Annotated in this window: 25 protein-coding genes and 1 pseudogene; 9 read left to right on the forward strand and 17 right to left on the reverse strand. The window is 68.6% G+C overall.

Features of this window, described 5'->3' with window-relative positions; all coding sequences use genetic code 11:
- Positions 1–270 precede the first annotated feature (270 nt).
- From ACODSC_RS08795 to dnaQ, 5 genes are read left to right on the forward strand one after another with little or no spacing between them, the layout of a single operon-like run.
- On the forward strand, positions 271–1,155 hold the full coding sequence (locus tag ACODSC_RS08795) for a pyruvate, water dikinase regulatory protein (RefSeq protein WP_488813527.1): 885 nt from the start codon (positions 271–273) through the stop codon (positions 1,153–1,155).
- Positions 1,152–1,745: a Maf family protein gene (locus tag ACODSC_RS08800; protein WP_488813528.1), complete on the forward strand. Its 594-nt coding sequence runs from the start codon at positions 1,152–1,154 to the stop codon at positions 1,743–1,745. Before ACODSC_RS08795 ends, ACODSC_RS08800 begins: the two co-directional genes overlap by 4 nt.
- Complete coding sequence (locus ACODSC_RS08805; RefSeq protein ID WP_488813529.1) at positions 1,742–2,572, forward strand: shikimate dehydrogenase family protein; 831 nt, start codon at positions 1,742–1,744, stop codon at positions 2,570–2,572. Before ACODSC_RS08800 ends, ACODSC_RS08805 begins: the two co-directional genes overlap by 4 nt.
- Positions 2,569–3,219, forward strand: a complete 651-nt coding sequence (coaE, locus tag ACODSC_RS08810) for a dephospho-CoA kinase (protein ID WP_488813530.1) — start codon at positions 2,569–2,571, stop codon at positions 3,217–3,219. Before ACODSC_RS08805 ends, coaE begins: the two co-directional genes overlap by 4 nt.
- A 6-nt stretch (positions 3,220–3,225) precedes the next feature.
- Positions 3,226–3,948 (forward strand): DNA polymerase III subunit epsilon, encoded by a 723-nt coding sequence (gene dnaQ, locus ACODSC_RS08815; RefSeq protein ID WP_488813531.1) that lies wholly within the window; start codon positions 3,226–3,228, stop codon positions 3,946–3,948.
- 127 nt (positions 3,949–4,075) lie between these two features.
- Here the strand turns inward: dnaQ and dapB are convergent, their stop codons facing one another.
- From dapB to dnaK, 3 genes are all read right to left on the reverse strand, one after another.
- Entirely contained in the window at positions 4,076–4,825 is a 750-nt protein-coding gene (gene dapB, locus ACODSC_RS08820) for a 4-hydroxy-tetrahydrodipicolinate reductase (RefSeq protein ID WP_488813532.1), read from the reverse strand.
- Entirely contained in the window at positions 4,822–6,021 is a 1,200-nt protein-coding gene (gene dnaJ, locus ACODSC_RS08825; RefSeq protein ID WP_488813533.1) for a molecular chaperone DnaJ, read from the reverse strand. The genes dapB and dnaJ overlap by 4 nt, the downstream gene beginning before the upstream one ends.
- A 173-nt stretch (positions 6,022–6,194) precedes the next feature.
- Entirely contained in the window at positions 6,195–8,102 is a 1,908-nt protein-coding gene (dnaK, locus tag ACODSC_RS08830) for a molecular chaperone DnaK (RefSeq protein WP_488813534.1), read from the reverse strand.
- 222 nt (positions 8,103–8,324) lie between these two features.
- Here dnaK and ACODSC_RS08835 point away from each other — a divergent pair, with 222 nt between their 5' ends.
- Positions 8,325–8,954 (forward strand): alpha-ketoglutarate-dependent dioxygenase AlkB, encoded by a 630-nt coding sequence (locus ACODSC_RS08835; RefSeq protein WP_488813535.1) that lies wholly within the window; start codon positions 8,325–8,327, stop codon positions 8,952–8,954.
- Here the strand turns inward: ACODSC_RS08835 and ACODSC_RS08840 are convergent.
- The 3 genes and pseudogenes from ACODSC_RS08840 to ACODSC_RS08850 all read right to left on the reverse strand — a co-directional run bounded on the left by ACODSC_RS08840 (position 8,941) and on the right by ACODSC_RS08850 (position 10,282).
- Entirely contained in the window at positions 8,941–9,405 is a 465-nt protein-coding gene (locus ACODSC_RS08840) for a siderophore-interacting protein (protein ID WP_488814051.1), read from the reverse strand. The genes ACODSC_RS08835 and ACODSC_RS08840 overlap by 14 nt on opposite strands.
- A gap of 9 nt (positions 9,406–9,414) precedes the next feature.
- Positions 9,415–9,749 (reverse strand): annotated as a pseudogene (locus ACODSC_RS08845) (siderophore-interacting protein); the annotation flags it as partial.
- Entirely contained in the window at positions 9,746–10,282 is a 537-nt protein-coding gene (locus tag ACODSC_RS08850; RefSeq protein ID WP_488813536.1) for a PadR family transcriptional regulator, read from the reverse strand. The pseudogene ACODSC_RS08845 and the gene ACODSC_RS08850, both read right to left, overlap by 4 nt.
- 218 nt (positions 10,283–10,500) lie before the next feature.
- Between ACODSC_RS08850 and ACODSC_RS08855 the strand changes: the two genes are divergently transcribed.
- From ACODSC_RS08855 to ACODSC_RS08865, 3 genes are read left to right on the forward strand one after another with little or no spacing between them, the layout of a single operon-like run.
- The gene (locus tag ACODSC_RS08855) at positions 10,501–11,250 is read left to right on the forward strand and encodes a dienelactone hydrolase family protein (RefSeq protein ID WP_488813537.1); all 750 of its coding nucleotides are present in this window, start codon (positions 10,501–10,503) and stop codon (positions 11,248–11,250) included.
- Between the two features lie 57 nt (positions 11,251–11,307).
- Positions 11,308–11,787 (forward strand): Rrf2 family transcriptional regulator, encoded by a 480-nt coding sequence (locus ACODSC_RS08860; protein WP_488813538.1) that lies wholly within the window; start codon positions 11,308–11,310, stop codon positions 11,785–11,787.
- Positions 11,765–12,697, forward strand: coding sequence for an NAD(P)/FAD-dependent oxidoreductase (locus ACODSC_RS08865; protein ID WP_488813539.1), 933 nt, complete (start codon positions 11,765–11,767; stop codon positions 12,695–12,697). Before ACODSC_RS08860 ends, ACODSC_RS08865 begins: the two co-directional genes overlap by 23 nt.
- 3 nt (positions 12,698–12,700) lie before the next feature.
- Here ACODSC_RS08865 and ACODSC_RS08870 read toward each other — a convergent pair whose 3' ends face one another.
- The 11 genes from ACODSC_RS08870 to grxC form a co-directional block, all read right to left on the reverse strand.
- Complete coding sequence (locus ACODSC_RS08870; protein WP_488813540.1) at positions 12,701–13,138, reverse strand: NINE protein; 438 nt, start codon at positions 13,136–13,138, stop codon at positions 12,701–12,703.
- A 76-nt stretch (positions 13,139–13,214) separates the two neighbouring features.
- Complete coding sequence (locus ACODSC_RS08875; RefSeq protein ID WP_488813541.1) at positions 13,215–13,679, reverse strand: OsmC family protein; 465 nt, start codon at positions 13,677–13,679, stop codon at positions 13,215–13,217.
- Between the two features lie 26 nt (positions 13,680–13,705).
- The gene (locus tag ACODSC_RS08880; RefSeq protein ID WP_488813542.1) at positions 13,706–14,401 is read right to left on the reverse strand and encodes a GNAT family N-acetyltransferase; all 696 of its coding nucleotides are present in this window, start codon (positions 14,399–14,401) and stop codon (positions 13,706–13,708) included.
- A 76-nt stretch (positions 14,402–14,477) separates the two neighbouring features.
- Positions 14,478–15,527: a tryptophan--tRNA ligase gene (gene trpS / locus ACODSC_RS08885; protein ID WP_488813543.1), complete on the reverse strand. Its 1,050-nt coding sequence runs from the start codon at positions 15,525–15,527 to the stop codon at positions 14,478–14,480.
- A 135-nt stretch (positions 15,528–15,662) separates the two neighbouring features.
- Positions 15,663–17,258: a murein biosynthesis integral membrane protein MurJ gene (murJ, locus tag ACODSC_RS08890; protein ID WP_488813544.1), complete on the reverse strand. Its 1,596-nt coding sequence runs from the start codon at positions 17,256–17,258 to the stop codon at positions 15,663–15,665.
- Positions 17,259–17,294: 36 nt separating this feature from the next.
- The gene (glnD, locus tag ACODSC_RS08895; RefSeq protein ID WP_488813545.1) at positions 17,295–19,994 is read right to left on the reverse strand and encodes a [protein-PII] uridylyltransferase; all 2,700 of its coding nucleotides are present in this window, start codon (positions 19,992–19,994) and stop codon (positions 17,295–17,297) included.
- Positions 19,995–20,038: 44 nt separating this feature from the next.
- Complete coding sequence (gene typA / locus ACODSC_RS08900; protein ID WP_488813546.1) at positions 20,039–21,871, reverse strand: translational GTPase TypA; 1,833 nt, start codon at positions 21,869–21,871, stop codon at positions 20,039–20,041.
- A 138-nt stretch (positions 21,872–22,009) separates the two neighbouring features.
- A complete protein-coding gene (locus ACODSC_RS08905; protein WP_488813547.1) occupies positions 22,010–22,516 on the reverse strand; it encodes a GNAT family N-acetyltransferase in 507 nt (168 codons plus the stop codon).
- Positions 22,516–22,950 carry a DUF1178 family protein gene (locus tag ACODSC_RS08910; protein WP_488813548.1) on the reverse strand — a complete coding sequence of 145 codons (435 nt, stop codon included), beginning with the start codon at positions 22,948–22,950 and terminating at the stop codon, positions 22,516–22,518. Before ACODSC_RS08910 ends, ACODSC_RS08905 begins: the two co-directional genes overlap by 1 nt.
- A gap of 7 nt (positions 22,951–22,957) precedes the next feature.
- Complete coding sequence (locus tag ACODSC_RS08915; protein ID WP_488813549.1) at positions 22,958–23,794, reverse strand: carbon-nitrogen hydrolase family protein; 837 nt, start codon at positions 23,792–23,794, stop codon at positions 22,958–22,960.
- Positions 23,795–23,798: 4 nt separating this feature from the next.
- Positions 23,799–24,056 (reverse strand): glutaredoxin 3, encoded by a 258-nt coding sequence (gene grxC, locus ACODSC_RS08920; RefSeq protein WP_488813550.1) that lies wholly within the window; start codon positions 24,054–24,056, stop codon positions 23,799–23,801.
- Between the last annotated feature and the right edge of the window lie 46 nt (positions 24,057–24,102).

The following is a 24,102-nucleotide window of genomic DNA, read 5'->3' on the forward strand; positions in this document are numbered from 1 at the left end:
CAGCCGGTGGACAATCCCTAATGAAACCTTAATGCGCAAGGGTTCGCAGGGGTGCGGGGCTGTGAACGGGGTTAAGGGTCGTTAACCTTTCGTTAGGAGTTTCCACAGGTCGGTGAAAACCGGTTTTCAGCCTTGGGATGATCCGGGGCGGGCGCGCGAGGTCGCCCACCGTCATCCCCGCTCGCGGCCCGGTCGCTCAGCCGCTATGGAGAACGGCGCCCCGACGATCCCGCGCCGCCCACCGACTTTCCACAGGGAGCCGAACGCCCAATGAGCCCCGCCCGCCCTTCCGGCTCGCGTCCCTCCGGCCCCGGCCGGCTGGCCACCTATTTCCATGTCCATCTGGTGTCGGACTCGACCGGCGAGACGCTGAACGCCATGGCCAAGGCGGTGACGGCCCGGTTCGACGGCGTCATCCCCATCGAACACATCTACGCCCTGGTCCGTTCGGAAAAGCAGATGGACCGGGTGCTTCAGGAGGTGGCGGCGGCGCCGGGCGTGGTTCTGCACACCCTGGTCGATCGCGACCTGCGCGAACAGCTGGAGGAAGGTTGCCGCCAGCTGGACATGCCCCAGATCGGCGCCCTGGATCCGCTGGTGGGGGCGATGTCGCGCTATCTGGGCGCGGCCCTGTCCACCCGCGTCGGCGCCCAGCACGCCCTGGATCACGACTATTTCAACCGCATCGCCGCCCTGGACTTCGCTATGGCCTATGACGACGGCCAGGGCTCGCTGGAACAGCTCGAGGGGGCCGACGTCGTGCTGTGCGGGGTCAGCCGGACGTCCAAGACCCCGACCTGCATCTATCTGGCTCACCGCGGCATCCGGGCGGCGAACGTGCCGCTGGTGCCGGGCCAGGAGGACGGCGAACGGCTGACGCAGCTGAAAAACCCCCTGGTGATCGGCCTGACTGTCTCGCCGGATCGGCTGGTCCAGATCCGTCGCAACCGGATCGACAATCTGAACGCCAGCCAGTCCTCCAACTATACTGACCAGGACGCGGTGCGCGAGGAGACGATCAAGGCCAGGCGGGCCTTCGAGCGGCGCGGCTGGCCCACCATCGACGTCACCCGCCGCTCGGTCGAGGAGACGGCGGCGGCCATCACCAACCTGCTCAGCGAGCATCGTAACCACAAGATCGGGACGACCTGGTGACGGAAAATCTTATTCTGGCGTCCAGGAGCGCCGCCCGCCGCGCCATGCTGGAAAACGCCGGTGTTCCCTTCGACGTCCGCGTGGCCGATGTAGACGAGGAAGCGATCAAGGCCGTGTCCGGCGATCTGGACGCCGCAGCCCTGGCGGTGCGCCTCGCAGTGGCCAAGGCCCTGGCGGTGTCGCGCGACGATCCCGAGGCCTGGGTGCTGGGTTCGGACCAGACCCTGGCCTTCGACGGCGGCCTGGTGTCCAAGGCGAAATCCCTGGATGCGGCGCGCGAGCGGCTGAAAACCATGCGCGGCCGGTCGCACCAGCTTCATTCCGGCGCCGCCCTGGCCATCAAGGGCGAGATCGTCTGGTCCGGCGTCGATACGGTCGAGATGCGGATGCGCGACTTCTCCGACGCCTTCCTCGACGCCTATCTGGCGGCGGAGGGCGAGGTCCTTCTGTCCTGCGTCGGCTCCTATCGGTTGGAGGCCTTGGGCTCGCAGTTGTTCGCGGCGGTGGAGGGCGACTATTTCACCGTCCTGGGCCTGCCCCTCTGGCCCGTGCTGGCCGAGCTGCGTCGGGCGGGAGTTCTGACGGCATGACGAGACATCGCATAACGGGCGCGGCCATGGTCGCGGGCATTGCCGGCAATCCGATCATACATTCGCTCAGCCCGGTCATCCACAACGCCTGGCTGGCGGCCGGCGACATCGACGGCGCCTATGTTCCCTTCGCTCCGGCCGACGCCGACGGCTTCGCGGCCCTGGTCGCGGCGGGCCGGGCCGGGCTGATCGCCGGGCTCAACGTCACCGCCCCGTTCAAGGAACAGGCCTTCGCCCTGGCGGACGAGGCGACGGCGGCGGCGAAACTAACGTCCTCCGCCAATATCCTGGCCTTCGACGCCGGCCGGGTTCGCGCCGACAGTTCCGACGGCGTCGGCCTGATGCTGGGGCTGAAAGAACAGGCCCCCGATTTAAACGTGAAGGGTCGGCCCGTCGTCATCCTGGGCGCGGGCGGCGCCGCGCGCGCCGGATCGGGCGCCTTGGTCGAGGCCGGCGCCCTGGTCCGCATCGTCAACCGCTCGCCTGAGCGCGCCCAGGCCTTGGCCGCCGATCTCGGACCCTCGGTCCAGGTGATGGCCGCTGCCCGGGCCTTGGAGGGCGCCGTCCTGGTGATCAACGCCCTCAGCGTCCAGCCGGAGCTTGACTTCGCCGCCGTCGCCCCCGGCACGGTGATGATGGACATGACCTACAAGCCCTTGGCCACGCCCTTCCTGACGGCGGCGCGGGCGCGCGGCCTGCCGACGGTGGACGGCCTGTCCATGCTGATCGGCCAGGCGGCGCCGTCGTTCCAGGCCCTGTTTCGCCGCCCGCCGCCGCCGCTCGATCTGCGCGCCCTGCTGCTGAAACACCTGGGCGAGACGGCATGATCCTGCTCGGCCTCACCGGCTCCATCGGCATGGGCAAGTCCACGACGACCGCCATGTTCGCCGACCTGGGCGCCGTCGTCTGGAACGCCGACGACGCCGTGCACCGCCTCTACGCCCCCGGCGGCGCGGCGGTCGAACCCGTGGGCGACGTCTTTCCGGGCGTGGTCGTCGACGGTGCCGTGGATCGAACGCGTCTGGCGCAGGCCCTGGGCCGCGACGAGACGGCCTTTCGCCGCCTGGAGTCCATCGTTCATCCCCTGGTGGCGCAAGGACGGGCGGCGGACCTCGACGCAGCGCAGGCCTCGGGGGTGAAGCTGGCCGTGCTCGACATCCCCCTGCTGTTCGAGACCGGCGGAGACGCCCATGTCGATGCGGTGGTCGTGGTCTCCGCCGACGCCGCCGTCCAGGCCCAACGCGTCCTCGCCCGTCCCGGCATGACCCGCGACCGCTTCGAGGCCATTCTTGTGCGTCAGATGCCCGATGCGGAAAAGCGCGCGCGCGCCGACTTCATCATCGACACCGGGCGCGGGCTGGACCCCGCGCGGGCCCAGGTAAAGGCCGTGGTCGAGACGGTGCTGGATCCGGCGTGGATATCTCCCCGTCGCGGCAAGGCCGGTCTTCCGCAAAGCGACGAACCTCGCCATTAAGGGGACATGGCGCGCGAAATCGTTCTGGATACGGAAACCACCGGCTTCGACCCCAAGACGGGCGACCGGCTGATCGAGGTCGGCTGTATCGAGATTCAGGATCTGCTGCCCACCGGCCGCACCTTCCACCGTTTCGTCAATCCCGAGCGGACCATCCCGCCCGATGCGATCCGGGTTCACGGCATCACCGACAACAAGGTCAAGGACGCCCCGAAATTCGCCGAGATCGCCGACGACCTGATCGAATTCGTCGGCGATGCGCAGATGATCGCGCACAACGCCGCCTTCGACCGCAACTTCATCGACTTCGAATACAATCGCTGCGGCCGGCCGATCACGGGCGAGGCGCGCTGGATCGATACGCTGAAACTGGCCCAGGCCCGGTTTCCCGGCATGCCCAACTCGCTGGACGCCCTGTGCAAACGCTACAAGGTCTCCCTGGTCGAACGCACCCTGCACGGCGCCCTGATCGACGCCCGTCTGTTGGCGGAGGTCTATCTGGAGCTTCGCGGCGGCAAGGAGCGGGTTCTGGACCTGTCGTCCGGCCCCCGCGGAAGAGGCCCCGGCGGCGTGCTGGAAGTCGCCGCCTACGGCCAGCGTCCCCGCCCGCTGGCGCCCCGCTCGACCGAGGCTGAACAGGCCGCCCACATCGCCTTCCTGGCCCAGGTGCTGAAGGATCGGTCGCTGTGGGAAGCCTACGGCCTGCCCGCCCAGGACGACGCGGCCTGACGCAGCGGCGATCGCCGACGCTTATCAAATTGCGCTCAAGCCGTGAGCGACCGCAGAGCCTGTCCTCGGGCCGATCGAAGATCGGACCCGGGGGCGAACATAGCGCGGCGCGTCAGCGCCCTAGGCATCAAGCCTGCCTGAAGCCCAGCACGTCCTGCATGTCATAGAGGCCCGGGCCCCGCGTGCGAACCCAGGCGGCGGCCGCCACGGCGCCCCGGGCGAACAGGGACCGGTCGATGGCCGAATGGCTGAGGGTCAGCACCTCGTCCTCCGAGGCGAACAGAACCGTATGTTCGCCGATGATGCCGCCGGCGCGGATCGAGGAGAAGCCGATCTTGCCGCTCTCGCGCTCGCCCTGCACCCCGTCGTAGGGTTTGGACCGCACGTCCGCCAGATCCGAGAACCGGCCCTCGGCGGCGGCCTCGCCCAGCATCAGGGCGGTGCCTGACGGCGAATCCACCTTCCTGCGATGGTGGGCCTCGGTGATCTCGATGTCCCAGTCCTGGGCGTCCAGACGCTGGGCGGCGTGCTGGACCAGGCCGATCAGGATGTTCACGCCCAGCGAGAAGTTCCCGCTCTTGACGATGGCGACCGTCTCGGCGGCCTTCATCAACTCGGCCTCCTGTTCGGGCGTGAAGCCGGTCGAGCCGATGACCAGGGCCGGACCGCCGCGTTCCGCCGCCCCCTGCGCCAGGGCCACCGAGGCGTCGGGGGTCGAGAAGTCGATGATCACGTCGCACAGCGACAGGTCGGCCGTCTCGCCCCAGTCGAAGCGGGCGGCGACGACCACGTCCTCGCGTGCATCCAGCACCTGGGACACCGCGCGACCCATCCGGCCGCGATAGCCGGAGATGCCGGCGTGGAAGATTGCGCTCAAACCGCGTTCTCTTTCGATCCGTCCGCATCCTGATTGCCCAGGATGTCTGCCCAGAAGCGCTTCGCCTTTCCGGCGAAGCTGGAATTGCGAGGGTTCTGCCCCTCGCCGAACGACAGGGCAAGCTCTTCCAGCAACTCACGCTGGCGCGCGGTCAGATCGGTGGGCGTCTCGACGAACAGTTCGACCACCAGATCGCCGCGCGTGCGGCCGTTCAGATGGGGCATGCCCTTGCCCTTGATGCGGACGGTCTTGCCGGTCTGGGCGCCGGCGGGCACCGTAACGGCGGCCCGGCATTTGCCGTCGCAGGCGGCCGACACCAGGCAGGGGGCGTCGATCTCGCCGCCCAGGGCCGCCACCGTCATCGGCACGGGCACGGTGACCAGCAGGTCCAGGTTGTCGCGTTCGAACAGGTCGTGCGGCGTCACCGAGATGAAGACATACAGGTCCCCGCGCGGTCCGCCGCGCTGGCCGGCATCGCCCTCGCCCGACAGGCGAATGCGCGAGCCGTCGTCCACGCCGGCGGGGATCTTCAGGTTCAGGGTGCGGGTCTTACGCACCTGGCCGTGACCGTGGCAGGTGGTGCAGGGATCGGCGATCATCTGGCCCGAGCCATGGCAGCGGGGGCAGGTGCGCTCGACCTGGAAGAAACCGTTGGCCTGGCGCACGCGGCCGGCGCCCTGGCAGGTGCTGCAGGTGACGGGCTTGGTGCCCGGCTTGGCGCCCGACCCCTCGCAGGTCTCGCAGGTCATGGTCGCGGGAATGGCGATCTCGACGTCTTCGCCCTTGTAGGCCTGCTCCAGGGTGATCTCGAGATCGTAGCGCAGGTCCGAACCCCGACGCGGTCCGCCCTGCTGGCCCCGGCCCTGGCGCCCGCCGAAGGCGTCCCCGAACGCATCGCCGAAGACCTGCGAGAAGATGTCGTTGATGTCAGAGAAGCCCTGCTGGCCCTGGCCGAAGCCGCCGCCTGCGCCGCCGTTCACGCCCGCATGGCCGAACCGGTCGTAGGCGGCCCGCTTGTTGTCGTCCGACAGGACCGTATAGGCCTCGGAGATTTCCTTGAACTGGGCCATCGACTCTTCCGAACCGCCGTTGCGGTCGGGGTGATGGATCATGGCCAGCTTGCGATAGGCGGCCTTCAGACCAGGGGCGTCGACCGTGCGTTCGACGCCAAGAACCTCGTAATAATCACGCGCCATCGGGCGTTCGTCCTCATACTTCCCCTGCCGTTCACCTCGGATCTCTGCGGACCCTGGAGGAAAACGGTGTCCCGGCTGACATGGGGGCCGGGACGAACGATGCAAGTTTCAGAAAAAGGCCCCGCCTATCGCAAGACAAGCGGGGCCGTATCATTTCAGCGCACTGTGGCGGATCAGGCGCTCTTCTTGTCGTCGCCGTCGGTGTCCGAGACTTCCTCGAACTCGGCGTCGACCACGCCGTCGTCGGCCGGGGCGGCGCCGCCTTCGCCCGCGCCCTGCTGCTGGGCGTACATGGCCTCGCCCAGCTTCATCGAGGCCTGGACCAGGGTGTTGGTCTTGGCACGGATGTCTTCCGCGTCCGTGCCTTCACGCGCGGTCCTCAGCTCGGCCAGGCCGGTCTCGATCGCCGCCTTCTCGTCCGCACCCACCTTGTCGCCGTGTTCGGCCAGGGCCTTCTCGGTCGAGTTGATCAGGCTGTCGGCGGCGTTCTGGGCCTCGACCAGATCCTTGCGGACCTTGTCGGAGGCGGCGTTGGCCTCGGCTTCCTTGACCATCTTGTCGATGTCGGCGTCCGACAGGCCGCCGTTCGCCTGGATGCGGATCGACTGTTCCTTGTTGGTCGCCTTGTCCTTGGCCGAGACGTTGACGATGCCGTTGGCGTCGATGTCGAAGGCGACCTCGATCTGCGGCATGCCGCGCGGCGACGGCGGAATGCCCATCAGGTCGAACTGACCCAGCATCTTGTTGTCCGACGCCATCGGACGTTCGCCCTGGAAGACCCGGATCGTCACGGCCGACTGGTTGTCGTCGGCGGTCGAGAAGGTCTGGCTCTTCTTGGTCGGGATCGTCGTGTTGCGCTCGATCAGGGGCGTGAAGACGCCGCCCAGGGTCTCGATGCCCAGGGTCAGAGGCGTCACGTCCAGCAGCAGCACGTCCTTGACGTCGCCTTGCAGAACGCCGGCCTGAACGGCGGCGCCCAGGGCCACGACCTCGTCAGGGTTCACGCCCTTGTGGGGCTCCTTGCCGAAGAAGGCCTTCACGGCCTCCTGCACCATGGGCATGCGGGTCATGCCGCCGACCAGGACGACTTCGTCGATGTCTGCCGCCTTCAGCCCGGCGTCGGCCAAGGCCTTCTTGCAAGGCTCGATCGTGCGCTGGACCAGGTCTTCGACCAGGGATTCCAGCTTGGCGCGCGTCAGCTTGATGTTCAGGTGCAGCGGACCCGAGGCGTTCATGGTGATGAACGGCAGGTTGACCTCGTACTGGGTCGTGGTCGACAGCTCCTTCTTGGCCTTTTCGGCCTCTTCCTTCAGACGCTGCAGGGCCAGCTTGTCCTGGCGCAGATCGACGCTCTGCTCTTTTTTGAACTCATCGGCCAGGTAATCGACCAGGCGCAGGTCGAAGTCCTCGCCGCCCAGGAAGGTGTCGCCGTTGGTCGACTTCACTTCGAAGACGCCGTCGCCGATCTCCAGGACAGAGACGTCGAAGGTGCCGCCGCCCAGGTCATAGACGGCGATCTTCTGACCGTCGTTCTTCTCCAGCCCATAGGCGAGCGCGGCCGCAGTCGGCTCGTTGATGATGCGCAGCACTTCCAGGCCGGCGATCTTGCCGGCGTCCTTGGTGGCCTGGCGCTGGCTGTCGTTGAAGTATGCGGGAACGGTGATGACGGCTTGCGTCACCTTGTCGCCCAGGAAGGCCTCTGCCGATTCCTTCATCTTCTGCAGGATGAAGGCCGAGATCTGCTGGGGAGAATAGTCCTTGCCGAAGGCGCGCACCCAGGCGTCGCCGTTCGGACCCTTGACGATCTCATAGGGCACCATCCCCTTGTCCTTCGCCACGACGGGGTCGTCGAAGTTGCGGCCGATCAGGCGCTTGATGGCGAAGAAGGTGTTGGACGGGTTGGTGACGGCCTGGCGTTTGGCGGGCTGGCCCACCAGCACTTCCGCGCCGTCCTGGATCGCCACGACCGACGGGGTCGTGCGGTTGCCTTCGGCGTTCTCGATGACCTTGGGGGTCTTGCCGTCCATGGCCGCCACGCAGGAGTTGGTGGTGCCGAGGTCGATGCCGATAATCTTGGCCATGTGTTTCTTCAGTCTCTCTCGTTCAGCGGGCGATGCGGCGGCCTTCGAGGAAGCGCTGCGCGTGACCGCCCCCGGTTGGGTTGGCGTGGATCGAACTGGATAGCCCCAGGATTTGCGGGGTTTCTCCGAAGCTGGCCCCGATATGGGAAAATCCACTGCCCCTGCAAGAGCGTTATGCGATTCAGCGGTGCGCGCGGCCCCGATTTCGCGCAGGATCGGCTCATGTCCGCCATCTCAGAGGTGAAGACCGCCGTCGAGGGCTTTCGGCTGTGGCCGGGCGCGCTGGACGCGGCCGAACAGAACCGCCTCGTCGCCGAGGTCTTCGCGCGCCTCCAAGCCGCCCCGCCGTATTGGCCCCAGACGCCGGGCGGGCGGCCGTTTTCGGTCCAGATGAGCAATTTCGGGCCGCTGGGCTGGGTCTCGGACCGCGCCGGCTATCGCTATCAGCCGACCCATCCCGTCACCGGCGAGCCTTGGCCGACGATCCCGCAAAGCCTTCTGGACCTGTGGGACGCCACGGTCGGCTGGCCCGATCCGCCGGACGCCTGTCTGGTCAATCTGTACCGCGAGGGCGCCAGGATGGGCCTGCATCAGGACAAGGACGAGACCGACCTGGGCGCGCCCGTCTTGTCGATCTCCCTGGGCGACACCGCCCTGTTCCGTATCGGCCCGGCCGCTGGCGGACGCACCACGACGCTGAGGCTGGAAAGCGGAGACGTCTGCGCCCTGACGGGATCGGCGCGACTGGCCCGCCACGGGATCGACCGCGTGCTGGAGGGCTCGTCTCGCCTGATCCCCGGCGGCGGCCGTCTGAACCTGACGCTGCGCCGCGCTGGCCTCAATCCAGGTTGATCTTTTCGCCGCCCGCGCCGCCCAACCGCCAATAGCCGGCCGCCTTGATCGCCTTTGGTGAAAAGCCCATCGCCAGGACCTGAGCCCGCAGGGTCTTTGCCACCTGCGCCTCGGCGGCGATCCAGACATAGGCGTCGGACGGATCGACCTCGCGCAGGGCCTTATCCACCGCCGTCCGCAGGGTTTCCTCGCGTCCGCGCGGGGCGCCGTCGCGCGTCGCCCAGGTCATCGCGACCTCGGCCCTGCTTTCCAGCGCCAGACGGGACGCCGCGTCGGCGACCTCGACCACCGCATGGGCGCGGACCCCGGCCGGCAGTTCCTCCAGCCGTCGGGCGATGGCCGGCAGCGCGGTCTCGTCGCCGATCAGCACATGATCGGCGAAGACGGTCGGCACGATAAAGGAGCCGCGCGGCCCGCCGATCCCCAGCAAGGAACCGACCTTGGCCGCCATCGCCCATTCGGTCGCCGGCCCGCCGTGGCCGGTCACGAAGTCCAGCGTCAGCCGGTTCGTCGCCGCATCATGGGCGCGGGGCGTATAGTCGCGGGCGACCGGGCGCGGCTCGGGAAGACAGGCCCGTCCGGCCCCATGGTCGGCAGGATCGGCGCCCGGCCGTCGGCGGCGGGAAAGATCTTCACATGGTCGTCGAACCCCGGCGAGACGAAACCGGCCAGATCCGCCCCCTCCAGCACGATGCGGCGAAGACCGGGCGTCAGGTCCTGGACCGAGGCGACGCTCAGGGTGCGGAACTTCAGTTCGTGTCGCACCCGCCGGGAAATGCGAAGCCCGTCGCTCATGCCGTCTCCACCTTGTCGGCGGCCTCGGCCAGGATGGCGGCGATGGCCTGGACCTGGGCCTCTGTCAGGGCGGTCTCGCCCGTCAGGCGCGCATGGATGGCGTGGCGCAGGCGGCCGATGGCGTCCTGGATGGCGGTCGGGCGCAGGGCGCGGGCGGCGAACTTGTCCATGGTCGCCTCGGCGGCGCGCAGGACCTCGGCGTTCTCGGCCAGAAGCGCACGGCCCGCCTCAGTTATGGAATACAGTTTCTTGCCGCCCTGCGCCTCGGAATCCAGGGCGCCCATCTCTTCCAGCAGGGTCAGGCTGGGATAGATGACGCCGGGGCTGGGCGAATAGGCGCCGCCCAGCCGGGTCTCGACCGCCTTGATCAGCTCATAGCCATGGCTGGGCTTGTCCGCGATCAGCGACAGCAGCACCCAGCGCAGGGTTCCGTGGTCGAACAGACGCCCGCCGCCGCGTCGACCGTGGCCGTGACCTCGCCCCTCGCCGCCTTCCCAGCCCGGCCCGAAGTCCGCGCCGCGTCCGCCGCGCATGGCCCGCCCAAAACCTTGGCCGAAGCCGCGCCCGAACCCGTGGCCGCCATGGCGACCTTGTTTTTCACCGCATCCGTCGCGGCGTCCTTCAAAGATCCCCTTGGATCGCATCATCTCTTCCTTTTCGATATATCTGTTCACGAGCGATTAGATATATCTGAATAACGTCCCACGCAAGGGGCTGGCGTTCGGGCGCAGGCTGCGGCCATAAATCCGGCATGGACGATCTGAAGCGCCGCTGGGCCCGGCTGGAGCCCCATGTCACCGTCGTCGGTCCCGACGACGACCGGCCCCGGCCGTCGGTTCTACTGTTCCATGGTTGCGGCGGCCTGCGCGGTCACCTGCCGCGATACGCCGAGGCGGCCAAGGCGGCGGGCTGGCGGGCCTTCATCGTCGATTCCTACGCCCCGCGCGGCTGGGGCCGTGGCTACACTTTGACGGCGGTCTGCACCGGCCTGGCCTTTCGCGGCTATGAGCGGGCGGGCGACGTCCTGGCGGCCATCCACGGCGTCTCGGCCCGGTCGGATGTGGATGCGACCCGACTGGCTCTGGCGGGCTGGAGCCACGGCGGCTGGTCGATCATGGAGATGATGAGCGCCGCGCCCGATCCGAACACGGTCGGGGTCGCCGATCCCGCTTCGGCCGACCTGTCCGGCGTCAGGGCGGTCTGGCTGGCCTACCCCTACGTCGGGCCGTTCGCCTTCAACCGGATGAAGCCCTGGCGCCACTGCCCCAAGGTGCTGGCCGTCACTTGCAGACGCGATCACCTGACCACGGTGCGCAACGCCGAACAGGTCAACGCCATGATCCGCAACTGCGGCGCCGAGGTCGAAAGCTGGATCGCCGAGGGCACCCACGCCTTCGACGAACCCACCAACAACGGCCCCATGCGCCACGACCCGGCCCTGGCGGACGAAGCGCTGGCCCGCTTCCGCGCCTTCCTGACCGACGCCGCGCCGCACGGCTGAAAAGAATCCGGCGGGCGAGGCTTGACGCGCCCCCCATCACGTAACAATTGAAGTTACATGAAAAGAGACTCCCGCCTCTCCAACATCCTCCACGCCCTGCTGCACATGGCCGACCATGAGGCCAGAACGGGTGGCCCCATGACGTCGGACCAGTTGGCGCTCTGCCTGTCCACCAATCCGGTGGTGGTGCGTCGGACCATGGCGGGCCTGCGCGAACAGGGGCTGGTGGCGTCCGAAAGGGGCCATGGCGGCGGCTGGCGTCTGGCCCGGCCGCTGGATCAGGTGACCCTGGGCCAGGTGAACACCGCCCTCGGGGGCGCCGATCTGTTTCCGCCGGCTCCGCCCGTCGAGGCCGAGGGCTGCCTGGTCGAGGCGGCGGTCAACGACGCCCTGGCCGAGACCTACGCCGCGGCCCGCGCCCTGCTGGTCGCGCGGCTGAACGACATCACCCTGGCCGATCTGGCGGCGGACTTCTCGCGCCGGATGGCCGCCCATCCGAACAGGACCCCTCCCCATGACCACAGACACCCGGCGTGACCCCAGGCCCCACGACGCCCTGATCATCGGCGGCTCCTACGCCGGCCTGTCCGCCGCCATGCAGCTGGTCCGCGCCCGGCGCCGGGTGCTGGTCATCGACGACGGGCGGCCGCGCAACCGCTTCGCCGCCCGCTCCCACGGCGTCCTGACAAACGACGGCAAGCCGGGGGCCGAGATCGCCGCCGTCGCCCGCGCCCAGGTCGCCGCCTATCCCACCGCCGCCTTCCGCATGGCCGAGGCGGTCGCGGTGGAGCGGATCGACGACGGCTTCTCGGTCGCCTTCGCCGACGGCACGCGCACCACAGGGCGCCGGCTGCTGCTGTCGCACGGGGTCGAGGACGTACTGGCCGATATTCCCGGGGTGAAGGACCGCTGGGGCCGCACCGCCCTGCACTGCCCCTGGTGCCACGGCTACGAGATCGGCGGCGGGCCCATCGGCGTGCTGGGGCGCGGCGACCACGCGGTCCAGTATGCGGTCACCGTCGCCGAATGGGGTGATGTCACCCTGTTCATGGATATGGACGTCGGCCTGTCGCCCGAGGACGCCCATCTGCTGGACCGGCGCGGCGTGACCATCGAGCCGACGCCCATCGCACGGCTGGAGGGCGAGGCTCCAGCCCTGGCCGGGGCGCGGCTGACCGACGGGCGGTTCGTTCCGCTGAAGGCCATCTTCGTCGGCGCCAGCGTCCGCGTCGCCAGTCCCTTCGCCGAACGTCTGGGCTGCGAGATGACCGACACGCCCATGGGCCGGGTGATCAAGGTGGACGCCCTGCAGGCGACGACCCAGCCGGGCGTCTTCGCCGCCGGCGATCTCGCGCGCGCGGCCTCCAACATCACCCTGGCGACCTCCGACGGCATGATCGCCGCCCACGGCCTGTTCCGCTCCCTGATCGAGGAGGAGACGCGATAGGCGTCAGACGGGGACGCCTATCAGGCGTCGCTTCTGCGCTTCGTATTCGTCCTGCGAAATGGCGCCGCTATCCCGCAATGTCGCAAACTTAGCCAGCTCATCGACGACGGACTCTTGGGGTTTCGTGCCCACATTGAGGCGGTCCATCAGCTTTCGATTTTGTTCTTCGACCATGCCGCCGATGGTGAACAGATCGATCAGCAGCCAAACCGCCAGAGCAGCGATCAAGAAGAATCCGACGACCACCACAGCGAGCAATATGCCGGTCAGGCAGAGAGTGAGTTGGGCCACGGCGGATCCGGTGCGGCCAAGGTAGAAACGATGCCCGCCCACGCTCCCGGTGAAAAACCAGAGCAGATAGGCGACGCCAGCGGACTTCTTGCTGGCTTCGAACGCCATCAAGGCCTGCGTATCGGCGCTCAGGCCGCTTTGATTGGACATCTTACTTCCCCCACAAGGGGTGTATTTCTCAACCGAAGCGCGTGGAGTCAAGGTGCTCCGGCTTTCGCATCAGACTTCAGCCGATGGTCGCCTCGACCGTAATCACAGCCCGGACCGAATGGGCCATTTCGCAATGCTCGTGAGCCTGGTGGTGCAGGGCGTCCAACTCTTCCTGCGACGGCGCGCGGCCGGTAAAGCGGGTGCAGGGGCGCAGGGTCACCTCGGCGATATAGCCGCGTCCCTGTTCGTTTTTACCCATCTTGCCCGAGGCCTCGTCGATATAGCTATCCACCACCAGGCCGGCGTTGACGGCGAAGGCCAGGAACCACAGCATGTGGCAGCTGGACAGGGAGGCGATCATCGCCTCCTCCGGATCGACCGCAGCGGGATCCGACATCGGCACGGGCACGCTGACCGGCGCCGACGACCCCGGGACGACCGCGCCGCCGTCGAAGGTCCAGGAATGGGCGCGGCTGTAACGCTTGTCGAGGAAGGGCTGGTCGCCCCGGCTCCAGGCGATCCTGGCTTCGTACACGCCCATGTCGGTCTCCCCGTCTGTTGGCCAGTCTATTCGGCCAGAATGGTATAGGTCATCGGCGCGCGGATTTCGAAGCCCAGCGACCGATAGAAGGCGATGGTCCCGTCGTGGTCGGCGAAGGCGTGCAGGAAGGCGGCCTCGCCCGTGGCGTGGATCTCGCCGACGATCAGGCGCGACAGCGCCGCCGCATAGCCCTGGCCGCGATGATCCGGATGGGTGCAGACCCCGCTCAGCTCGGTGAAACCCTCCACCCTCAGCCGCCGCCCCGCCATGGCGACCAGTTCGCCGTCCTGCTTGATCCCGATGAAGGGGCCGAGTTCGCGGGTCTTCGATCGGAACGGGCCGGGCCGGGTCAGGGTCGCCAGGGCCAGCATGGCCGGGGCGTCGGCCTCGGCCAGGGTCTCGAAGGCGATGTCGGGCGCGTGCGCGGGCGTCAAGGCGGTCGCGGTCATCTGCACCAGGGCGATGCGCCGCTCGACCGCGATCCCGTCGGGCAGGACCTCGGCCATCGGCCCGTCGGCGCGCTCGACCAGGCTCGCTCCCGGATGGCGGCGCGCCAGTTCGGTCAGGTGCGCACGGCTTTCGCGCGAGGCGTCGGCGGCGGACAGGAAGACCCCCACCTCGGGATCGATCCGCACGGCGCGCGCGTCGGAATCCGGCGTCGTGAAGGCGGACAGCCTAGTATCCAGGGCGTTCCAGACGGCGCGGTCGAGCGGGTGGTTCATGGCCGCGCTTCTAGTCCGGTCAAAGCGTGAGCGGAACGGGTTCCGACGATGTCGCAGCCGAAAACCGCCGAGGGCCTTACGCCCGCCAGAAGCCCACGATCTTCTTGACCTCGTCCACCACCGGATCGGCCACCTCGGCCGCCCGTTCGGCGCCGTCCTTCAGCACCCGGTCGATCTCTGCGGGATCATCCATCAGCCGGCGCATCTCGGCCGTGACGGGGGCGAGCGACGCCACCGCCAGATCCGCCAGCGCAGGCTTGAAGGCGCCGAAGCCCTGACCGCCGAACTGTGCGATCACCTGTTCGCGCGTCAGGCCGGCCAGGGCGGCGTAGATGGCCACCAGATTTTTAGCCTCGGGCCGGTCGTTCAACCCGTCCAGGGTTTCCGGCAGGGGCTCGGGATCGGTCTTGGCCTTCCTGATCTTGGACGCGATCGTGTCGGCGTCGTCGGTCAGGTTGATGCGGCTGTTGTCCGACGGATCCGACTTGGACATCTTGGCCGCCCCGTCGCGCAGGCTCATGACGCGCGTCGCCGGCCCCTGGATGATCGGCTCCGGCACCGGGAAATAGCCGGGCACGCCGAAGTCGTTGTTGAACTTGGCGGCGATGTCGCGGGTCAGTTCCAGATGCTGTTTCTGGTCCTCGCCGACCGGCACTTCCGTGGCCTTGTACAGCAGGATGTCGGCGGCCTGGAGCACGGGATAGGTATAGAGGCCGACCGAGGCCCGCTCCTTGTGCTTGCCCGACTTCTCCTTGAACTGGGTCATCCGGTCCAGCCAGCCCAGGCGGGCGACGCAGTTGAAGATCCAGGCCAGTTCGGCGTGGGCGCGCACGGCCGATTGCGGGAAGATGATCGACTTGGCCGGATCCAGGCCCGAGGCCAGATAGGCGGCGGCGATCTCGCGCGTCTGGGCCGCCAGCTTCTCGGGCTCCTGCCAGACCGTGATGGCGTGCAGGTCGGCGACGAAGACGAAGACCGGCGCGCCCTGGTCCTGCAGTTCGACGAACCGCTTCAGCGCGCCCAGATAGTTGCCCAGGTGCAGGGCGCCCGAGGCCTGGATGCCGGACAGGATGCGGCGCGGGCCGTCATAGGCCGGAGCAGCGGTCGGCGGGGTTTGGTCGGTCATGAAATCGGGTCTCGAAAAGTCGGGGTCAGGCGTGGCGAAGGGTGCGGCGGTTCAGCCGCACCATCGCCGGTCGAGGATCGGGCCCGAAAGGATCATGGCTCGCGCTTATCGCCTCGGCCCCTTGCCGTCCAGACCTCAATCCAGGCCGGACACCGGCCCGGCGCCCGGCTCGCGCCGCAGCGTCCCTTTGAGTTCCGACAGGGTGACGGCGCGGAAGGCCAGCAGACAGACGCCATAGACCCCTGCACCGGCCGCGCAGACGATCAGCACCGCCGCCTCTTTGGCCAGGAACAACCGGCTGAGTACCGGATAGCCGAGGCTGGCGGCGAACAGCAGGCCGGCCATGACCAGGCTGGCGGCGACGATGCGCGAGAAGCGCGACACGAAGGCCGCAGACGGCCGCCAGCTGTCTTCGCGGATCAGCGTGCCGGCCAGAAGCGCGACGTTCACCCAGGCGGAGATGCTGGTGGCGATGGCAAGGCCCAGAACCCCGTCCCAGCCCCGCGACCCGAACCAGAAGAACAGGGCCGATCCCAGCACCACGGTCAGGATCACCGAGGTTACGGCGAAGATCATCGGCCGGCGCGTGTCCTGACGCGCGAAGAACGGCGGGGTCAGCACCTTGACCAGGACGAAGGCCGGCACCCCCCAGGCGAACTGGCGCAACACGTCGGCGGTCCGCGCCGCATCGGCGGAGGTGAAGGCCGCGCGCGTCACCGTGGCGTCGATGATGAAGAAGGGAATGACGAACAGGGCCACAGCCGCCGGCAGGGCGAAGGCCAGCGCCAGACCCAGTCCGTCGTCCATCGTCCGGCGTCCGCCCTCGTGGTCGCCCGAGACGAAGGCCCGCGTCAACCGCGGCACCAGGGCCAGGCCCAGCGCCACCCCCACCAGGCCCAGCGGCAGCTGGTACAGCCGGTCGGCGTTGTACAGCACCGACCGCGCCCCTTCGTTCGACCCGGCCAGGAACTGGCTGACCAGGGAGTTGATCTGGAAGGCGCCCCCGGCCAGCACACCGGGAATGGCCAGCGCCAGCGTCTTTTTGACCCCGGTCGTCAGACGCGGCCACGACAGGCTGATCCCCACGCCGAGACGGCGCACGCCCCACCACAGCAACGCCGCCTGGACCACCCCCGACACGGTCACCGCCGCGCTGACCGCCATCAGGATCTCGGGTTGGGCCATCGGTACGACGCTGGGGGCCATCAGCGGGACCAGGGTGCACAGGTTCAGGAAAACCGGCACGCCCGCCGACAGGGCGAACCGCCCGCCGGTGTTCAGCACGCCCGACAGCAGCGACGCTATGGTCATGCAGGCCAGATAGGGCATGGTCAGCTGAGCCGCCGTCACCGCAGCGCGCATCACCGCGTCGTCGTCGCGCCAGGCCGACAGCAGCCAGGGCATGATCCACGGCATGGCGACCTGCAATACGATGCAGAAGGCCGCCACCACCGCGAAGATGAAGCTCAGCGCCTCCGACGCCGTGACGGCCGCCGCCGCCTCGCCCTCGCGCGCCCGCACCCCGCCATAGATCGGCACGAAGGCCTGGGCGAAGGCGCCCTCGGCGAACAGGCGGCGGAACATGTTGGGCAGCATCAGCGCGGTGGTGAAGGCGTCCATCATCGGCCCCTGGCCGAACCGCGCCGACAGGAACAGGTCGCGGGCGAAACCCAGTATGCGACTTCCCAGGGTCAGGCTGGCTTGCACCAGGGTGTTGCGGGCGAGGCTCATGCGGACCGGCGGCGAAGGACTGGAAAGGAGGGACGCTTAGCGCGCTTGCGCGGCCGGCGATACGGGCTTGGCGCGGGTGCGGCGGCCCAGGTCGGAGACGTCGCGGGCGCTGGCGCGGGCCGAGGCGACCTTGCGGCCGGCGGGGGCCGGGGCGCGGCTGTCCAGCACGGCTTCCAGGGCGGTGCGCAGTTCGGCGATCCGCTGTTCGGAGGTCACCTTGCGCCCCTTTCCATCGACGACATAGAAGCTGTCGACCGCCCGCTCGCCATAGCTGGCGACGTGGGCCGAACGGATGTTCAGCCCCTCGTCGTTGAATACGCGCGACAGGGCCGCCAGCAGGCCGGGCCGGTCGGCGCCGGACACCTCGACCACGGTGGCGCTCTCGCTGGCGTGGTGATCGACCATGACCACGGGGCGCACCTCGAAGGCGGCCTTGCGGGCGTTGCCGGCGGGGTCGGGCGCCTTGCCGATGCGGCCGTCGCCGCGCGCGGCCTTCTCCAGCGCCTCGACCAGGGCCTTGAGCCGTCGCGGCTCGGCCTGGCCATAGGGCAGGCCCGCCCCGTCCTGAACGCGGAACACGTCCAGCACCACCCCGTCCAGCGTCGCCACCCGTGCGTCGGTCACGTCTGCGCCCAGGGCCGCCATTGTCTGCGCCAGGTCCGCGAACAGGCCCGCTCGGTCGATCGCGGCGATGGAGATTTCGGTGGTCTGGACCGCCAGACCCTCGACCGGGGCGGTGGGCGAGGCCTCGGCTGCGGCGCCGTTCTCGCGCGCCCGCTGGACCAGCGCCGGATGCGCCGCCAGGGGATCCTCGCGCGCCACGTCCTCGCCTCGGAACAGGGCGTTGACCTGGTTGTAGAGGGTGCGCATCAACTGCCCCTTCCAGCCGTTCCACACCCCCGGCCCCACCGCCCGGATATCGGCCACGGTCAGCACCAGCAGCATCCGCAGCCGTTCGGGATCGCCCACCAGTTCGGCGAAGGCGCGGACCGTGGCCGGATCGGACAGATCGCGCTTCTGCGCATAGTCCGACAGCGCTAGATGGCTGCGCACCAGCCAGACCACCAGTTCGATGCGGCGCGGATCGACGCCCAGCCGTTCGCAGGCCCGGCGCGCGGCGATGGCGCCGTCCTCCAGCTGCCCCCGCTCGCCGCCCTTGCCCACGTCGTGCAGCAGCATGCCCAGCATCAGGGCTTCCATGTCCGAGATCAGGTGCACGATCTCCGACGCCATCGGATGGTCGCCCTTCAGCTTGCCGCGCGCGATGTCGTTGATGATGCCGATGGCCTGCAGCGTGTGCTCGTCCACCGTATAGGCGTGGTACATGTTGAACTGGGTCTGGCCGACGATCCGCCCCCATTCGGGCAGGAACCGACCCAAGAGCCCCGTCTCGTTCATGATCGTCAGGACGCGATAGGGCCGCTGCCCGTGCGCCAGAATGTCCAGAAAGGCCCGCGTCGCCGCCGGATCGCGCCTCAGCCGGGGCGTCACCAGCGACAGCGACCGCGTCACGGCCGAAAAGGCGTCGGGGTGCAGGTCCAGGTCGTGCCGGTCGGCGCAGACGAACAGGGCCAGCAGCTTGACCGGGTCGGCGGCGAACACCTCCGGCCCCTCGACCGACAGCCGCCCCTGGTCGATCCAGAACCCCTCGACCTCCATCTTGCGCCGCGCCGGCCGGAACGGCGTCATCAGGCGCGACAGCCCCTGCGCCGTCTTCTGGTGGCGCGCCTCCAGCTTGGCGGACATGGCGCGGGTCAGGGCGCCGACATCGCGGGCGACCAGAAAGTATCGGCGCATGAACCGTTCCACCGCCGGCTCGTCGCCCCGCCCGCGCCAGCCCATCCGGCGGGCCACCTCGGGCTGCATGTCGAAGGTCAGCTTTTCCTCGGCCCGCCCCGCGATCAGATGCAGATGGATCCGCACCCGCCACAGGAAGTCGAACGCCTCGTCCGAGGTGCGCCGCTCGCGCGGGGTGAACAGCTCGTCCATCACCGTCGCCCCCAGCCGGCTCTCGGGCGCCAGGGACCGTGCAATCCAGTACAGGGTGTTCAGGTCGCGAAGCCCGCCCTTGCCGTCCTTGACGTTGGGCTCGACCTTGTAGCGGGTCACCCCCGCCTTCTGGTGGCGGACGGCGCGCTCCTCCAGCTTGGCGGCGATGAAGGGGCGCGGGTCCGACTTGGACACCATGTCGCGAAACCGCCCGACCATCAGTTCGGCCAGGGCCTGGTCTCCCGCCAGGGGCCGCGCCTCCAGCAGGGTCGTGCGCACCGTCATGTCGGTGCGCGACAGGGTCAGGCATTCCTCGACCGACCGCACGGCGGCCCCGACCTTCGCGCCAAGGTCCCACAGCACATAGAGGACGAATTCGATCACCCGCTCGCCGCGCGGCGTCGCCTTCGAGGAGCGCAGAAACAGCAGGTCCAGATCGGAATGGGGCGCCAGAACGCCCCGGCCGTAGCCCCCGACCGCCACCAGCGACAGCCGCTCGCTCTCGACGGCTGAGATCGGCCACAGCGTCTGGGTCGCGACCCGCCACAGGCTGGCCAGCATCTCGTCGGCGGCGGCGGCGTACAGGCGCGCCACGTCGCGCCCGTTTCCGCCCGCGTCCAGCCGGCGCTCGGCGCGGGCGCGGGCGGCGTCATAGGTCTCGCGCAAAACGACAGAGACCGCCGCGCGCGGATCGTCCGCGCGGGCGGCCTCGTCAAGGCGGTCATCCAGACTGGGCGAAACGGTCATGTCAGCCACCTATAGGCCGCATCCCCCTTCGCGTCAGTGCAGGATTACTCGGGGCGAACGCGCTTCTTGCGGAACGACGGGTTCAGCGTCTGCTTGCGCAGGCGGATGGACTTCGGCGTCACCTCGACCAGCTCGTCGTCGTCGATATAGGCGATGGCCTGTTCCAGCGACATCTGGCGCGGCGGGGTCAGGCGCACGGCCTCGTCCTTGCCGGAGGCGCGGACGTTGGTCAGTTGCTTGCCCTTGATCGGGTTGACGTCCAGGTCGTCCCAGCGTGCGTTCTCGCCGATGATCATGCCCTGATAGGTCTTCTCGCCGGCGCCGACGAACATGATGCCGCGATCTTCCAGGTTCCACAGGGCGAAGGCGGCGGTGTCGCCGTCCGAGTTCGAGATCAGCACGCCCTTCAGACGGCCGGCGATCGCGCCCTTGTAGCCTTCGTAGTGGCTGAAGACCCGGTTCAGCACGCCCGAACCGCGCGTGTCGGTCAGGAACTCGCCCTGATAGCCGATCAGCGAGCGCGACGGGCATTTCAGGCTGATGCGGGTCTTGCCGGCGCCCGACGGCCCCATGTCGGTCATTTCGGCCTTACGGGCCGACAGTTTCTCGATGACGATGCCCGAGAACTCGTCGTCGACGTCGATCATGACGTCTTCGATGGGCTCCATCTTCTCGCCGTTGGGGCCTTCCTGGAAGACCACGCGCGGACGCGAGATCGAGACCTCGAAGCCTTCGCGGCGCATGTTCTCGATCAGAACGCCCAGCTGCAGTTCGCCACGGCCGGCGACCTCATAGGCGTCGCCGCCTTCGGTGGTCGTGACGCGGATGGCGACGTTGGCCTCGGCTTCCTTCAGCAGACGGTCGCGAATGACGCGCGACTGGACCTTGTCGCCTTCGCGACCGGCGAGCGGGCTGTCGTTGACCGAGACGGTCATGGAGATGGTCGGCGGATCGATCGGCTGGGCCGGCAGGGCGTCGGTGACTTCCATGGCGCACAGGGTGTCGGCCACGGTCGCCTTGGACATGCCGGCGATGGCGACGATGTCGCCCGCTTCCGAACCCTCGTCCAGGGCCTGACGCTTCAGGCCGCGGAAGGCCAGGACCTTGGTGATCCGGCCGCGCTCGATTTCCTTGCCTTCACGGTCCAGGGCGTGGATCGCCATGCCGGGAACGGCCTTGCCGCTCTCGATCCGGCCGGTCAGGATCCGGCCCAGGAAGGGGTCGGATTCGATCAGCACGTTCAGCATTTGGAACGGCTTGTCCTTGTTGTCCTGCACCTTGGGCGGCGGGACGTGATCGACGATCAGGTCGAACAGCGGGGCCAGGTTGTCGTTGGGCTGGTTCAGATCCATCGTCGCCCAGCCGTTGCGGCCCGAGGCGTAGATGTGCGGGAAGTCCAGCTGCTCGTCCGTCGCGCCGATGGCGGCGAACAGGTCGAAGGTCTCGTTGTGGACGCGGTCCGGATCGGCGTGGGCGCGGTCGACCTTGTTGATGCACAGGATCGGGCGCAGGCCCATCTTCAGCGCCTTGGTCAGGACGAACTTGGTCTGGGGCATGACGCCCTCTTCGGCGTCGACCAGGATGACGCAGCCGTCCACCATGCCCAGGATGCGCTCGACTTCGCCGCCGAAGTCGGCGTGGCCGGGGGTGTCGATGATGTTGATGCGGGTTTCACCGGCCTTGCCGTTCCAGAGCACCGAGGTGCACTTGGCCAGGATGGTGATGCCACGCTCTTTTTCCTGGTCGTTGGAGTCCATGGCGCGCTCGGTCGTCGCCTCATTGGCTCGGAAGACGCCGGACTGGGCGAGCAGCTGATCCACCAGGGTGGTCTTGCCATGGTCGACGTGGGCGATGATGGCGACGTTGCGCAGGTTCATTTGATAATCGCGTAAAGGCGCGGCCGGCATACGGGCGGCCGCTGGTCATGAAAAGGCATGCGGGAGGCGCGCGCCTCTTACAGCCATGTGGACAGAAACACCAGAGCAGGCGTCAAGACGGCCGGCGGGACACCCCGCTCACGCGTCTTGCAGGTCACGCACCATATAGCGGGCGTCGGCCCCGTAGCTGGCGAGTTTTTCCTCCATGCCCACGACTTCGCGGGGCTGAAAGCCATGCCTGACCCAGAAACCGACCGCGTCGTTGACCGCGACCAGGGCGATGGCGGGCCAGCCGTCCTCGGCCGCCTGTTCGGCCAGCCGCTCGACGACGGCGCCGGCCACGCCGCCCCCCCTCGCCTCGGGATGCAGGGCCAGGTCGTGCAGATAGATCAGGTCCGGATCGGCCGGCAGCCCCTCGATCACCGTATTCAGCGGCGGCGCGCTTTCGGCTCGCCACGGATAAGCGATCAGATAGCCCTGTGCGGGGGCGTCGCCGTCCGCCAGCACGAAACAGCCGCGTGGATACAGCGCCAGCCGGTTCTGGAAACAGGCCCGATCCTCGAAATGATCCGGAAACGACACTCGCGCCACCTCGACCACGGCCTCGATGTCGCCCGGCCGCATGGGACGCCAGTGCAGGGTCATCAGTTCACCTTGGCCGGATCGATCGGCGCGTCGGGCAGGGCCGAGACCGGCACGCCGTCGTCCTTCAGCTTCCTCACCTCAGCCGGCGTCGCCTCGCCATAGATCTCGCGCTTCTCGGACTTGCCCTCGTGAATGTCGCGGGCCTCGCGGGCGAAGCTGTCGCCGACATAGTCGAAGTTGGCCTCGACATGGGCGCGGACTTCTCGGGCCGCCGCCATCATCACCGTCTGCATCCGGGCGGCGACGTCTGCTGCCGGATCGGCCTTGCGCGCGCCGCTGACGGCCGGGGCCATGACCGCCTTGTCGACGGCGCGCGAGCCGCAGAACGGGCATTCCACCAGCCCACGCGCCGCCTGGTCGTCATAGTCGGACGATGAGCCGAACCAGGCCTCGAACCCGTGGGCCAGGTCGCATCTCAGGGCGTAGCGGATCATGGGCGCCTCAGGGAACAGGCAGGAAATCGCGGTCATGGGTCAGGGCGGGCACCGCCGCGCGGGCGCGGGCGACCGCCTCCATGTCCAGCTTCGCTGTCACGATACAAGGCTCGTCGTGATCCGCCTTGGCGATCACCTCGCCCCACGGCCCGACGACGGTGGACCTCCCCCAGGTCCGCCGGCCGTCCTCGTGCAGTCCGCCCTGCGCCGGGGCCAGGACGAAGGCGCCCGTCTCGATGGCGCGCGCCCGCAGCAAAGTCTCCCAGTGCGCCTCGCCGGTCGGGGCGGTGAAGGCGGCGGGCGCGGCTATCATCGACGCCCCCGCCTTGGCCAGCTGGCGATACAGATGCGGAAAACGGATGTCGTAGCATATGCTCAGGCCCAGCCGGCCCCAGGGGGTGTCGGCGACCATCGCCCCGTCGCCGGGCCGCACCGTCGCGCTCTCGCGGTAGCGCTCGCCGTTGGGCAGATCGACGTCGAAGACGTGCAGCTTGTCGTACCGGGCGACGATCCCGCCCGCCGCATCGATCAGCAGCGCCCGGTTGGCCGCCCGGTCGTCGCCCGAACGGCCCGACCGCACGATGGCCGAGCCGATCAGCAGCCAGACGCCCAGTTCCGCCGCCAGCCGGCGCAGGCCCAGTACGGCGACATCGGCGTCCTCGTCGGTGATGGCGGCGTCGCGGTGGTCGCGGCGCTGCTCCAGCACATTGGTCGCCTCGGGCGTCAGGATGAACCGGGCGCCGCTTGCCGCCGCCTCGCGGATCAGGGGCTCGACATGGGCCAGCGCCGCCTCGGCCGTCGCCGGCGTACGGGTCTGGATCAGGGCGATGTCGAGCCCGCTCATGGGATCAGGCCGCCAGCAAGGCGTCGAGCTTGCCTTCGCGATCCAGCGCATGGACCTCGTCGGAGCCGCCGACATGCTGTCCGGCGATGAAGATCTGCGGGAAGGTCATGCGGCCGCCCGACTTTTCGACCATCTCGGCCTTCTTGGCGGGATCGTTGGAGGCGACGATCTCGGTATAGTCCACGCCCTTCTTCTTCAGCAGCGACATTGCGCTGAAGCAGTAGGGGCAGCCAGGCTTGGTGTAGATGACGACGTCGGCCAAGGTTCGATCTCCGGAACAGGGGGCGCTTTCGGCGGCGAACGGCCGC

The sequence above is a fragment of the Brevundimonas sp. FG128 genome (assembly GCF_057809775.1).